This is a genomic window from Jeotgalibacillus haloalkalitolerans, assembly GCF_034427455.1.
Lineage (GTDB): Bacteria > Bacillota > Bacilli > Bacillales > Jeotgalibacillaceae > Jeotgalibacillus > Jeotgalibacillus haloalkalitolerans.
In genome coordinates, this window is sequence record NZ_JAXQNN010000002.1 from 943,834 (window position 1) to 956,953 (window position 13,120).

Annotated in this window: 11 protein-coding genes and 1 other annotated feature; of the genes, 4 read left to right on the forward strand and 7 right to left on the reverse strand. The window is 44.7% G+C overall.

Going from position 1 to position 13,120, the window contains the following annotated elements; all coding sequences use genetic code 11:
- Positions 1–18: 18 nt before the first annotated feature.
- Positions 19–1,149 carry an ABC transporter permease gene (locus UFB30_RS09785; protein WP_322421482.1) on the reverse strand — a complete coding sequence of 377 codons (1,131 nt, stop codon included), beginning with the start codon at positions 1,147–1,149 and terminating at the stop codon, positions 19–21.
- Positions 1,146–1,835, reverse strand: a complete 690-nt coding sequence (locus UFB30_RS09790; protein ID WP_322421483.1) for an ABC transporter ATP-binding protein — start codon at positions 1,833–1,835, stop codon at positions 1,146–1,148. The genes UFB30_RS09785 and UFB30_RS09790 overlap by 4 nt, the downstream gene beginning before the upstream one ends.
- A gap of 279 nt (positions 1,836–2,114) precedes the next feature.
- Between UFB30_RS09790 and UFB30_RS09795 the strand changes: the two genes are divergently transcribed.
- Complete coding sequence (locus tag UFB30_RS09795) at positions 2,115–2,333, forward strand: DeoR family transcriptional regulator (protein WP_039810515.1); 219 nt, start codon at positions 2,115–2,117, stop codon at positions 2,331–2,333.
- A 149-nt stretch (positions 2,334–2,482) separates the two neighbouring features.
- Here UFB30_RS09795 and UFB30_RS09800 read toward each other — a convergent pair whose 3' ends face one another.
- Both UFB30_RS09800 and UFB30_RS09805 read right to left on the reverse strand, forming a co-directional pair.
- Entirely contained in the window at positions 2,483–3,205 is a 723-nt protein-coding gene (locus UFB30_RS09800) for a pseudouridine synthase (protein ID WP_322421484.1), read from the reverse strand.
- Positions 3,206–3,219: 14 nt separating this feature from the next.
- A complete protein-coding gene (locus tag UFB30_RS09805; protein WP_322421485.1) occupies positions 3,220–4,836 on the reverse strand; it encodes a putative polysaccharide biosynthesis protein in 1,617 nt (538 codons plus the stop codon).
- A gap of 153 nt (positions 4,837–4,989) precedes the next feature.
- On the opposite strand from UFB30_RS09805, the gene UFB30_RS09810 reads away from it, so the two are divergent.
- On the forward strand, positions 4,990–6,246 hold the full coding sequence (locus tag UFB30_RS09810; RefSeq protein WP_322421486.1) for a BaiN/RdsA family NAD(P)/FAD-dependent oxidoreductase: 1,257 nt from the start codon (positions 4,990–4,992) through the stop codon (positions 6,244–6,246).
- Between the two features lie 377 nt (positions 6,247–6,623).
- Here the strand turns inward: UFB30_RS09810 and UFB30_RS09815 are convergent, their stop codons facing one another.
- From UFB30_RS09815 to UFB30_RS09825, 3 genes are all read right to left on the reverse strand, one after another.
- Entirely contained in the window at positions 6,624–6,938 is a 315-nt protein-coding gene (locus UFB30_RS09815) for a rhodanese-like domain-containing protein (RefSeq protein ID WP_322421487.1), read from the reverse strand.
- A gap of 51 nt (positions 6,939–6,989) precedes the next feature.
- A complete protein-coding gene (leuS, locus tag UFB30_RS09820) occupies positions 6,990–9,401 on the reverse strand; it encodes a leucine--tRNA ligase (RefSeq protein WP_322421488.1) in 2,412 nt (803 codons plus the stop codon).
- Between the two features lie 57 nt (positions 9,402–9,458).
- Positions 9,459–9,669, reverse strand: a binding site (T-box leader).
- 52 nt (positions 9,670–9,721) lie between these two features.
- On the reverse strand, positions 9,722–10,903 hold the full coding sequence (locus UFB30_RS09825; protein ID WP_322421489.1) for an MDR family MFS transporter: 1,182 nt from the start codon (positions 10,901–10,903) through the stop codon (positions 9,722–9,724).
- A 646-nt stretch (positions 10,904–11,549) separates the two neighbouring features.
- Between UFB30_RS09825 and mnmL the strand changes: the two genes are divergently transcribed.
- Complete coding sequence (gene mnmL, locus UFB30_RS09830) at positions 11,550–12,509, forward strand: tRNA modification radical SAM protein MnmL/YtqA (RefSeq protein WP_322421490.1); 960 nt, start codon at positions 11,550–11,552, stop codon at positions 12,507–12,509.
- Positions 12,506–13,078: a tRNA 5-(aminomethyl)-2-thiouridylate-methyltransferase MnmM gene (mnmM, locus tag UFB30_RS09835; protein ID WP_322421491.1), complete on the forward strand. Its 573-nt coding sequence runs from the start codon at positions 12,506–12,508 to the stop codon at positions 13,076–13,078. Before mnmL ends, mnmM begins: the two co-directional genes overlap by 4 nt.
- The last annotated feature ends 42 nt before the right edge of the window (positions 13,079–13,120 follow it).

Genomic DNA, 13,120 nt, shown 5'->3' on the forward strand with positions numbered 1-13,120 from the left:
ATCACCATGAAATTTGATTCAGATGAAATAGAGCAGCAGGAAAACTGTATAAGGAACCACCGTAATCAGGTCTGTTTTACGCTTAATTTTGAAGTAGGCATCCCTTGATTTATACTTCACCCCAATTGCATGCTGATCGATTAGCTGTGCCCACATCTGCTGACTGACAGATACGGCTCCAAAGGCCAGAAATGACACGATGATCAGATAAGCCCAGGCCGAGGGCACAAAGATTGCCGATGCCCCGGCTGCGCCCATCAGCCTTAGAATGATATAAGTATACTCCCTGTTTCTTGCATAGTGCTTGATGAAGAGCTCAGCCATTGCTTTCTGCGGGCCGGGCTGTTTAAAGATCCTGCCCGATTTTCTGAAAAACCATGGTTTCGAACGGGTTTTTGCTTTTGGAGGCGTCTCCACTTCATAAGACATTGAAAACATTTTCTTAATAAAGCGTGTTTTGTATCCGCGTTCTTTTATTCCATGATCCAGTATTCTATTTGGAGATAACAGGCTGTTTTTCAGCAGGACAGGGAGCAGTATGATTAACATGACCAGTGGTAAAGCTGCCGCTAAAGGGATGTAAAGGCTCAGCCAGGTAATCAGAAATGTACTCAGAAAGATGACAATTCCAATAGAGATGACAGCAGCCCTTAACCGCCAGCCTTTAAATCTCAGCCACGCAAAGTAAAACATCGATTTGCCAAATACCTTTACACAGGCCATTGAAATCCAGAATGCCAGGATGGAATACCAGCTTATATTTAAAAAATTTACGATAAATGGACAGACCAGCACCACGACTAAACCCGTCTCCACAAGTGAATAGACGAGATTATAGATAAAACTTTCCTTCAAAATAGATTCAATCAGTTCTTTTCTTTTAATTAAAAAGACGCTATCCGCTTCATACAGAAAAGTTCTCCACTTCGAAGAAAGCATCGTGATCGCCATAGCAAGAGCAGCCAGCCGCCAGTCGAACCAGTTGAACCAGACAGGAGGCTCTACCCAGAGCGACCTGTAAAAAAGCCCGGTAAAAAACAGCCCCGGGAGGATCAGATACACAATGACCGTCCAGTCAATTGCCGTTTTAATGACACCATATTGATAATCATAATCTTTTCTGATTCTTGTCAGCAGGAGTCCCTTCACGTTGATTCAGCCTCCGGAATACAGCCGTAAAGATCCTCTGCCCCGTATTCTGTGAGGACTTCCTGAAGTGTGCCGTATGCAGAAAGTGTTCCTTCGGAAATGATCAGAAACCTGTCACCGATCTTTTCTGCTGTATCCAGTATATGCGTACACATTACAATACCGGCGCCTCTCTCCCGCTCTTCCCTGATCAGCTTCATGAAAAGTTTTACAGCTGATGGGTCCAGCCCCATAAAAGGTTCGTCAATAATCCAGAGTGAAGGTTTCGTCAGGAGTGCAAGGAGGAGCATGGCTTTTTGCTGCATCCCTTTTGAAAACGTCCCCGGCAGTTCATGAAGGACTTTTGTTAACTGAAATTTCCCCAGCCACTCCTCTGCCCTTGGCTTCCATTCAGCTTCCGGTATTTCTTCGATATCAGCAATAAACTGAAGATGCTCCTGTAGCGTTAATTCGTCATAAAAGACAGGCCGCTCAGGTATAAATGAATATCGGATATTTTCCTGAAATACTACTTCTCCTTCGAAAAATGGGATCTGTCCCATAATGCCTTTTAGTGTCGTACTCTTTCCTGCACCGTTAGATCCGATCATTATCAAAAGCTCACCAGGGTTCAAATCAAACTGGATATCTTTAATGGTCGGCTGATTCGGCTGATAGCTGCCCGATTGAATATGTACATTCAGCATCTTTTCACATCCTTTTTCTCTTTTACGGATCAGGTTGAAAAAAGTTTCCAAGCATCATAATGACGAACAATTCCTTATAAAATATGTTAATAGTTTGTAAATGGGTAGAAAAGGGTAGAAATTTATTTAAGTGAGGTGTACAATAAAATTGTCAGACAATAATGATTGTCGAAAAAGAATGAAAAGGGGCTGTCGTCAGGCATCCAATTTTACTTCTGGAGAATAATTGAACTGTTAACCGTCGTCATTGCCATGGAAAAAAGATGAGGGAGTGGTTTTTTGAAACCAACTACGAACAGAATGCTGACGCGTATCAAATCTGTCTATATGTTCATTAAAGAAAACGGAACAGTGACTACAAATGATTTGGTAGATGAATTCGGCATTACACCTCGCACCATTCAAAGGGATTTGAATGTGTTAGCCTATAACGATTTAGTGACAAGTCCTAGTCGGGGCAAATGGACAACGACAGAAAAGAAAGTCAAAATTTCATAAACTGAAAGTATAAAAGAGCAGCGTATTGACGCTGCTCTTGTTTTGTATTTGTATGGACTTCCAGAACCGCCGGTACAGTGGAGGACTGCGCTTTCCTGCCCCCGGGCGGTAGTCTCCGTTCTCCACTGTACCCGCTCAGTTCATCTTTTTTAACTACTGCTTGATCGACTCTTCAATTGAACCAATTCTTCCTCTGTCAGCTCACGATATTCTCCCGGCTCAAGGTTCTTGTCCAGTTCCAGCGGGCCCATGGAGAGTCTTTTGAGGAATGTGACTTCTTTGCCGACTGCCTGGAACATTCTTTTGACCTGATGGAACTTGCCTTCGGTGATGGTCAGTTCAATTTCTGAGGTCTCACCGGCTGATAGAATCACGAGCTCACCTGGTTTGGTATGGTATCCGTCGTCGAGTGTGACTCCCCGCTTGAAAGCTTCGATATCATCTTCTGTTACGTTTCCTTTTATCCGGGCAAAATAGGTTTTGGCAACGTGCTTTTTTGGTGATAGCAGGTCATGCGCAAGTGCGCCGTCATTTGTCAGTAGCAGAAAGCCTTCTGTATCTTTATCAAGGCGCCCGACAGGAAATGGCTCAAACAAGTGATAATCGGGATCAATCAGATCAATGACTGTTTCGTGCATCCCGTCTTCAGTTGCTGAGATCACACCCTGGGGTTTATTCAACATGAGGTAAATAAATTCACGGTAATGAACTTCCTCACCATTTACAGTGACAGTCTGTTGTTCAGGATTGACCTGTTGCTTTCCATCTTTTGCAGGCTTACCGTCTACTAAGACTGTTCCTGACTTCAGCCATTTTTTCATTTCTTTTCTGCTGCCATATCCCATATTGGAAAGCAGTTTGTCGAGTCTCATGAGAAACATCCTTTTTAAGAAAATTTATTACGTAAGCGGGTAATGCGCTCTCCGAACAGGCGGTCTGCAAGGCGGGATTTCATACTGAGTACAGCATAGACAAATGCACCGACAAGTCCGCATATTGCTAAAATAATCACTGCGTGCAGTCTGTTTTCAGGATTCATCACCAGGTCCAGTCCGAAGTAAACGATCAGCACAGGAACCGCCATAATCACATTGAAGATCAGCATCAGTAATGTACGTTTGACAACCATTCTGTACTTATAAGCTGCAAAATATTTAATTACTAGTAAATTAATCACGATTGCTGCAACATAACCAATACTTGTTGCAAGAACAGCTCCCTGCACTTCCATCATCTGAACGAGCGGAATGTTCAGTACCAGCTTGACAAGCAGACCGATCAGCAGGCTCAGCACACTCCACCGCTGTTCGTTAATCCCCTGCATCATGGCAGCCGTTACTGTGTAGATTGCAAATAAAATGGCAACAGGTGCGTAGGTTCTGAGCACTTCTGTACCAAGCTCATTTGCACCGTAGAATACTGTATAGGCAGGTTCAGCAAGCAGTGACAGCCCGATTGCTGCAGGCATTGTCAGAAACAGCAAAATCTGAAATGTCTGGTCAATCTGTCTGTTCAGATTACTCCAGTTTCCTTTTGAAAAGCTTGACGTAATGACCGGAATCAAAGTCATGGCAAATGCCGTCGCAAGAGATACCGGAATAATAACCAGCTTATGCGTTGTAAAGTTCAGCACCTCAAGCTGAATATCTGTTACTGCTGCAAGTCCGATTGATACCATTGCTTTATTAAACGTCAGTGAGTCGATTAACTGGAATAACGGATTTGCTACCCCGACAAGAACGAAAGGAATCGAGTACAGGATAATTTCCTTATACATATCTTTTATCGAAATATCCATTTCGTTTTTACCGGTAGCACTCATTTTATCTAAATGAGGTTTACGCTTCAGGTAGTACACGACGAGTAACGCAAGACTGGCCACACCGCCGACGAATGCTGCAAATGTCGCTACACCGATTGCCTGTGTCATGGAACCGTCCATAATAAACAGTACAACGTACACACCAGCTAATAAGAAGACGATCCGGACAATCTGTTCAATGACATTTGATACAGCGGTTGGTCCCATCGACTGATATCCCTGGAAAAAGCCTCTGATCAGACTCATGACCGGAATAATAATCAGTGCAAAGCTGACAGCCCTGATCACGGATATCACCTGTTCCACACTGACCTGCTGATCATTTGATTCAATCACCATGCCGGCAAATACCGGCGCGAACAGATACATCATCAGGAATGCAAAAATACCAGTCAGTGACATCAGAATCAGACCGGAGCGGAATAACTTCCTCCCCACCTCGTATTCACCGATTGCATTATATTTTGATATAAATTTCGACACGGCAAGCGGAACGCCAGCTGTCGCAATAGATAGAAAAATCGTATATGGTATATATCCATACTGGTAAAGTGCAAGCGCACCAGGCTCATCACGTACCAGCTCATTAAATGGAATGACATAAAAAAGTCCGAGAAACTTGGAAATAAAAGTACCTAACGTCAGAATAAATGTACCTCTGACAAGTGTGGATGTAGACATCTATTAATCTTCACTTCCTAATCATCTGACAAGAATTTTGACACTATATTAGAGTGTACTACCCGAACCGGTGATTGACAATGATAAGTACATTGAATTGTCCACTTTCCCGCGGTAGAATGAAGGCATATTCCAGAAAAGAGTTGAACACAAATGAAATACGATGTAATTATCGTCGGTGGCGGTCCATCAGGGCTGATGGCAGCAATCGCAGCCGGCGAAAAGAAAGAACGCGTTCTTTTAATTGATAAAGGCACAAAGCTTGGACGAAAGCTTGCCATCTCAGGCGGCGGGCGCTGTAATGTAACAAACCGCCTCCCTGTTGATGAGATCATTAAGCATATTCCGGGTAATGGCCGATTTTTATATAGTGCATTTTCCGTCTTTAACAATGAAGACATCATCGCCTTTTTTGAAGGTCTTGGCGTTGCGTTAAAAGAAGAGGACCACGGCAGAATGTTCCCTGTGTCAAATAAAGCACAATCTGTAGTGGATGCGCTTCTCAGGAGACTTGGCGAGTTAAATGTGGAGATCAGAACAAATGCTCCGGTAAAAGATCTGATGGTTGAAGACGGTAAAGTTATAGGGATTGAAACGAGAAACGGCGAAGAAATCCTGGCTGATTCAGTCGTACTGGCAGTAGGTGGAAAATCAGTTCCGCAGACAGGTTCAGAAGGTGACGGCTATCCGTGGGTTGAAAAAGCGGGGCATACGGTCACTGATCTCTTCCCTACTGAAGTACCGCTCCTTTCTAGTGAGCCTTTTATCAAAAATAAATCACTTCAGGGTCTTGCGCTAAGAGATGCAGCAGTAAGCGTACTGAAGAAAAACGGCAAGCCAATCGTCACCCACCAGATGGATATGCTGTTTACACATTTCGGACTCTCAGGCCCTGCGATTCTGCGCTGCAGTCAATACGCAGTGAAAGAAATGAAAAAGCAAAAAGGCGCACCGGTTACAGTGCGGATTAACGTCATGCCTGATCAAAATGCAGAAAACGTTTTTCAGCAGCTTCACCAAATGGCGAAAGATGATGCTAAAAAAGCTGTAAAAAATGTCTGGAAAGGTTTCGCGCCTGAACGCTACATTCATTTCCTTATGGAGTTAACCGAGATTGACCCGGATCAGCAGGCGGGAACAATTTCTTCAGAGAAAATCCGGGGGATGGCCGGGTTGCTGACTGCTTTTGAAATGAAAGTGAACGGTACCCAATCAATAGAAAAAGCATTTGTGACCGGCGGCGGTGTTTCCATTAAGGAAATAGAACCGAAAACAATGAAATCGAAAAAGTGTGAAGGGTTATTTTTATGCGGCGAGCTGCTGGATATTCACGGGTATACGGGTGGATATAATATTACTTCTGCGCTTGTGACAGGAAGACTGGCAGGGAGTAATGCGGCTGGTGAATAACCTTGGTGATGGGTTCTTTCTTTGCGTTGCAGAGTTACAGTGACAAGGCGTTCGAGTAGTGGCTGTGTCTGCAGTGAGGGAATAACTGACCAAATGATGTAAATCACTTGGCATGCTGATGGAAATATTTCTTGTTTTGATGGAAATACGCTACTCTCAAAGGAATTGAAGGAATAAAAAGTAAGATTGAAGGAATCTTTTTTATATTGATATAATCATTTATCAATTTGAAGGAATAACTCCTGAATTGAAGGAATGTCGCAAGTCGCCGAACGATCTCACATCTGCTCTTCAAGGTTGCTTTGGAATACCATCCTAAAAAACAAAACCCGGTGTATCACATGATAAGTGATGATACACCGGGTTTTTCTTATTTCTTACGCTTTAGGCTTTGTCTCGCCCTCATACTCAAGCATACCGCCAGTCATATTCGTTACTTTATAACCGTGGTCATGCAGGAACCAGCCTACATTTTCACTTCGGCGGCCGGAGCGGCAGATCACGATGTACTCTTTATCCTGATCCAGTTCATCAAGATGCATTGAAATGTCACCCATTGGGATATGCGTTGCCTGAGGGATCATCCCTTCAGCTACTTCATCATTTTCACGTACATCAATCAGGTTCAGTTCTTCACCTGCTTCAAGCTTCTTTTGTACTTCACTTGCAGTAATTGTGTTTAATTCAGACATGTTCTCCACCCTTTCCATTTCAGCATAATTAGATTATAGCAATCTCATGTATCAGTTTGCTACGATATTAACCAGTTTGCCTGGAACAGCGATCACTTTACGGACTGTTTTTCCTTCAATGGCAGACTTTACTTCGTCCTGATCCATTGCAAGTGATTCCATTTCTTCGCGTGTTGCTTCGCGTGGTACCATCAGCTTTTTCTTTAGCTTGCCGTTAATCTGCACAACGATCTCAACTTCATCGCTTACCAGCTTGGACTCATCGAATGTTGGCCATTCAGAATAGCTGAGCTCGCCTTGTCCAACCTTTTCCCACAGCTCTTCAGCAATGTGAGGAGCAAATGGTGACAGCATTTTAACAAAGCCTTTAATGTAGTCAGCAGGAATAACGTCGACTTTGTAAGCTTCATTTACAAATACCATCAGCTGTGAAATCGCCGTATTAAAACGGATGCCTTCAATATCTTCAGTCACTTTTTTCACAGTCTGGTGATACGTTTTTTCAAGTGCTTCATTCGGCTGATCTTTTACTTTATCTGTCAATGCGCCCTGATCGGTTACCAGCAGACGCCAGATACGCTCAAGGAATCTTCTTGCACCGTCAAGACCGTTTTCAGACCATGCAACAGATGCTTCAAGCGGTCCCATGAACATTTCGTAGACGCGCAGTGTATCTGCACCGTGTGTGCGGATGATTTCATCAGGGTTTACAACGTTCCCTTTTGATTTACTCATTTTTTCGTTATTTTCACCAAGAATCATTCCCTGGTTGAACAGCTTCTGGAATGGCTCTTTTGTCGGTACAACGCCGATATCGTAAAGTACTTTGTGCCAGAAACGTGCGTAAAGCAGGTGCAGAACAGCATGCTCTGCTCCGCCGACATAGATATCTACAGGCAGCCAGTGCTTGATTTTTTCCGGATCAGCAAGTGCTTCACTGTTCGTCGGGTCGATATAGCGCAGGTAGTACCAGCAGCTTCCCGCCCACTGAGGCATTGTATTTGTCTCACGGCGCCCCTTCATGCCTGTTTCAGGGTGTGTCACATTAACCCACTCTTCAATATTTGCCAGCGGTGACTCACCTGTACCTGAAGGTTTGATATTCTCTGTTTTTGGCAGTTCAAGCGGGAGCTCTGATTCAGGTACGCCTGACATTGTTCCGTCTTCCCAGTGGATGATCGGAATCGGCTCACCCCAGTAGCGCTGACGGCTGAATAACCAGTCACGCAGACGGTAAGTGATTTTCTTAGTGCCAAGGTCCTTCTCTTCAAGCCATTCTATTGATTTCGCAATGGCTTCTTCTTTGCCAAGCCCATCAAGGAAGCCTGAGTTCACATGCTTACCTTCTCCTGTATAAGCTTCTTTAGAGATATCTCCGCCTTCAACGACTTCACGGATCGGCAGGTTAAATTCCTGTGCGAACTCATAGTCTCTCTCATCATGAGCCGGTACAGCCATAATTGCGCCGCTACCGTAGCTCATCAGTACATAATCTGCAATCCAGATCGGCATTTTTTCATCATTTACTGGATTGATTGCATAAGCACCTGTGAATACGCCTGTCTTTTCTTTTGCAAGGTCTGTACGTTCAAGATCACTCTTTGATTTAATTTCATTGATATAAGCTTCAACTGCAGCCTTTTGATCAGCTGTTGTGATTTTTTCAACGAGCGGATGCTCAGGTGCAAGCACTGCGTAAGTTGCACCGAAAAGTGTATCCGGACGCGTTGTGAATACATCGAACTTCTCATCAGTGCTGTCAATGTTAAAAGTGAGTTCAGCACCTTCAGAACGGCCGACCCAGTTACGCTGCATATCTTTAATGCTTTCAGGCCAGTCAAGTTCTTCAAGGTCATCAATCAGACGGTCCGCATAAGCAGTGATTTTCAGCACCCACTGCTTCATCGGACGGCGCTCTACAGGGTGACCGCCACGCTCACTTTTACCATCGATGACTTCTTCATTTGCAAGAACCGTCCCAAGTGCCGGGCACCAGTTCACCGCTACCTCGTCCACATAAGCAAGACCCTGCTCGTAAAGCTTCAGGAAGATCCACTGTGTCCACTTGTAGTACTCAGGATCAGTTGTGCTTACTTCACGGTCCCAGTCATACGAGAAGCCAAGCTCCTGGATCTGACGGCGGAATGTATCAATATTTTTCTTTGTAAATTCTGCCGGGCTGTTACCTGTATCAAGTGCATACTGCTCAGCAGGCAGTCCGAATGCATCCCATCCCATTGGATGAAGCACATTGTATCCCTGCATACGCTTGTAGCGTGAAAGGATATCAGTCGCTGTATAGCCTTCCGGGTGTCCTACATGAAGACCTGCGCCGGATGGATACGGGAACATATCAAGTGCGTAAAATTTCTTTATTGAAAAATCTTCATCTGTCTTGAAGGTTTTTTCTTCAAGCCAGTGCTTCTGCCATTTCTTTTCGATCACCTTATGATCAAAGCTCATACCAGTTCCTCCTAATGTAAAAAATTACCTGTAATAAACAAAAAACTCCCGCCCCAATTATGGGACGGGAGGTGCTTATACACTCCCGCGGTACCACCCAAATTCGTGTACACGCGCTCAAGTCCTTATCGCGGAAAACGGATCATGCTACTCTTTTTCGCATAATCGACTCAAAGGTGAGTTCACAGTGCGGCCGGTCTGCTTTCACCAGATGCAGACTCTCTTTTATCAGCAGCTTTCTGTTACTAATCCTTTTCTACGTCTTAGTTATGATGACTATTTTCTATTGTATTCAATTGACTGCGGGCATGCAAGTTTTTTTAAGCAGCCGCTTCCACTTCTTTTTTCTTCAGCGGAAGGTCATAAATAAACGTAATTCCGATTGAGATAACCAGTAAACCGATCAGCAGGAAGAACAGAGGTGTCATACCATATAAATCAACCATGATCCCGCCAAGAAGCGGCCCGATCATCCGCCCACCCGTTGCTGTACTGTTCACTACGCCCTGATAAAAGCCTTCCCGTCCCTTTGGAGCCAGCCTACTCGCGATCGTCGGTACAGCAGGCCAGATCAGCATTTCACCAATCGTTAAAATGATCATCGCAGCGAGAAAGCCCTGAAAGCTGCCTGCATAAGCAGTGACGGCAAATGAGACCATAAAAATCACTGTGCCGATCGCCATCTGTATTTTCAAATTGTGTTCAAAACGCTTTACAATCGGCTTGATTAACGGCTGCCCTGCAACAATCAACAATCCATTAACTGTCCATAGCACGCTGTAAAGTTCAAGTGGAATATTGATCCTCTGAGTGTAGTCAGCAATTGTAGATTGCCACTGCACATATCCGACCCAGCACAACAGGTAAGCTGCACATAAAATCAGTAATGAGGTAAAGGCTGCCTTACTTTGAATCTGTCCCCGCTCCTGCAGCACACTCGTCTGGATATTCGGCTGCAGCTCAATATTTTTATAAGTCAAAAGTGCAATCAGAAAGAAAATCACGTACATCACAAAATTTGCGATGAAAATATAATTAAATGAGAATGACGCAACGAAACCACCCATGGCGGCACCAGTCGCAACCCCAATATTCGTCGCAAGGTAAATGGCATTAAACGCCTTCCTGCCACCCTCTGGCCAGACAGAACCGGCCATAGCGTACATGGATGGAAAAACGATCCCTGAACCAAAACCAATGAAAATCATAAAAAATACATAATGCGGCCATCCATGCCAGATCATCAATCCGCCAACTGCAGTGAGCGTAATGAGAATCCCTGACATAATTGATTTGTAACCGCCAATTTTATCAAACAGTACCCCGCCAAGCAGGTTACCAAGCACACTCGCGCCTGCGTTTGCCATCAGCACCAGACCGGCAGTTGTAAGTGACTTTCCAAGCTCTCCACTGATATAAATTGTATTTAACGGCCATAAAAAAGAAGCCCCCGTCACATTGATCGCCATTCCAATCACTAAAAACCATAAAGCACGCGGCACTGCTGTCCCTCTTTTCATATGTATTTCGTGTACCAAATTATTTTAACGGTTTACTTGAGCGAAAACAAGATCATGTCAAGAAGATGGAGGATTCTTAATATTTGGTTTATGTGGTAATGGTTTCTGCAGCCAAGGAGGCTGTCATGACGTTCGATTCTGCTGGTGGTGCAGTGGGATCCGGCTGATACAACGTCTAACCCAGGTGTATCACTACCTCAATGAACGAAATACGACGTTCAACGGTTATAATATCTACGTCATTTACAAAAACATGACGTTCGGACTTTCACCACACACTCTTAAGAAACAGCTTTTAGTTTCCCGGAATTCATTAACAGGGTGGCTGCTATCACTATCATCGGTTTTCAACATTCAAATGAGTATTTCAATGACTGAATCACATACCCAGCTAAGGATTTCCGGGGAGGACGGAGACTCCCTCCCCAGGAAAGGACAGGTGAGATCCCGCAAGGCGAAGCCTGAGGAAGCTCACCGTCCGGGGGCAGTAAAGCACAGTCTTCCCCGGAAATCCTCAGCGTTACGTCTAGCGCTTTTTAATCAATCCGCCTCCATTCAGTAGTCCCCTTCTGCAAATCATGGTAGAATGCCTAGAGTACGCTAATAGCAATGAAGGAGGTTCACACCTTTGGCAACAGAAAACCCTTTTCAATATGCGGCTGATAATAAGCGCTATCATACATGGAACTATCATTTAAGAAATCATTTTGGACATAAAGTATTTAAGGTCGCGCTTGATGGCGGCTTTGACTGCCCGAACCGTGACGGCACTGTCGCGCATGGGGGCTGTACATTCTGCAGCGCTGCAGGATCCGGTGACTTCGCCGGAAACCGGGTTGATCCGCTTGAAGTGCAGTTTAACGAAATCAAGACGCGTATGCACCGCAAGTGGAAGGAAGGCAAGTATATGGCTTACTTCCAGGCATTTACAAATACACATGCACCTGTTGAAGTGCTTCGTGAAAAATATGAAAAAGTGCTCGGCTTTGAGGATGTCGTCGGCCTGTCGATCGCAACACGCCCTGACTGTCTTCCTGATGACGTTGTTGATTACCTGGCTGAGCTGAATGAAAGAACTTATCTGTGGGTTGAGCTAGGACTTCAGACAGTGCATGAATCAACAGCTGATATGATTAACCGCGCACACGATTTTGAATGCTATAAAGAAGGCGTTAAAAAGCTTCGTGACCGCGGGATCAGAGTCTGCTCTCACATTATTAACGGGCTTCCCGGTGAAGACCGTGACATGATGATGGAAACGGCTAAAGCTGTAGCTGACCTTGACGTACAGGGTATTAAAATCCATCTACTCCACCTGTTGAAAGGAACGCCGATGGTCAAGCAATATGAAAAAGGGCAGCTGGAATTCATGTCTCAGGAAGATTATGTCGAGTTAGTCTGCGATCAGCTGGAAATTCTTCCGCCTGAGATGATTATTCACCGCATTACAGGGGATGGACCGATCGAATTAATGGTTGGACCGATGTGGAGCGTAAATAAGTGGGAAGTACTGACTGGTATTGACCGTGCATTGATTGAAAGAGGCTCATGCCAGGGCAGCAAATATGTAAGCGGGGTGCGATCATGAATCTGGACAGAATCCTTCCATATACAAGAACACTTTTAGAAAGAGCGGTTAAACCGGGGGAAGTGGTCATTGATGCCACAGTTGGAAATGGCAATGACACATTGTTTCTTGCACGGCTCGTCGGCGAGCATGGCAGGGTTTACGGATTTGATGTTCAGTATGAAGCCATCCAGGAAACAACGACCAAACTTGAAGAACATGAACTGAAAAACCGCGTCCTGTTATTTAATCAGGGACACGAAACGATTGAAGAAACCCTTCCACCCGTTCACCACGGGGCAGTTGCCGGTGCAATCTTTAACCTCGGTTATCTGCCTGGCGGTGATGAGACGATTGTCACAAGGCCGCGTACAACAATTGCCGCAGTTGAGCAGTGTCTGAGCGTCATGCGTTCAGGTGGCATGATGATTCTTGTGATTTATCACGGACATCCAGAAGGTGCAGTTGAGCGGGATTACCTGTTACGCTACTGCGAGAAAATTGATGGACTTGAAGCCCAGGTGCTGCGCTATCAGTTTATTAATACGCAGACACCATCACCGTTTATTCTGGCCATTGAAAAGAAATGAAAAACAGCCATGTGATCAATCAATGATCACATGGCTGTTTTA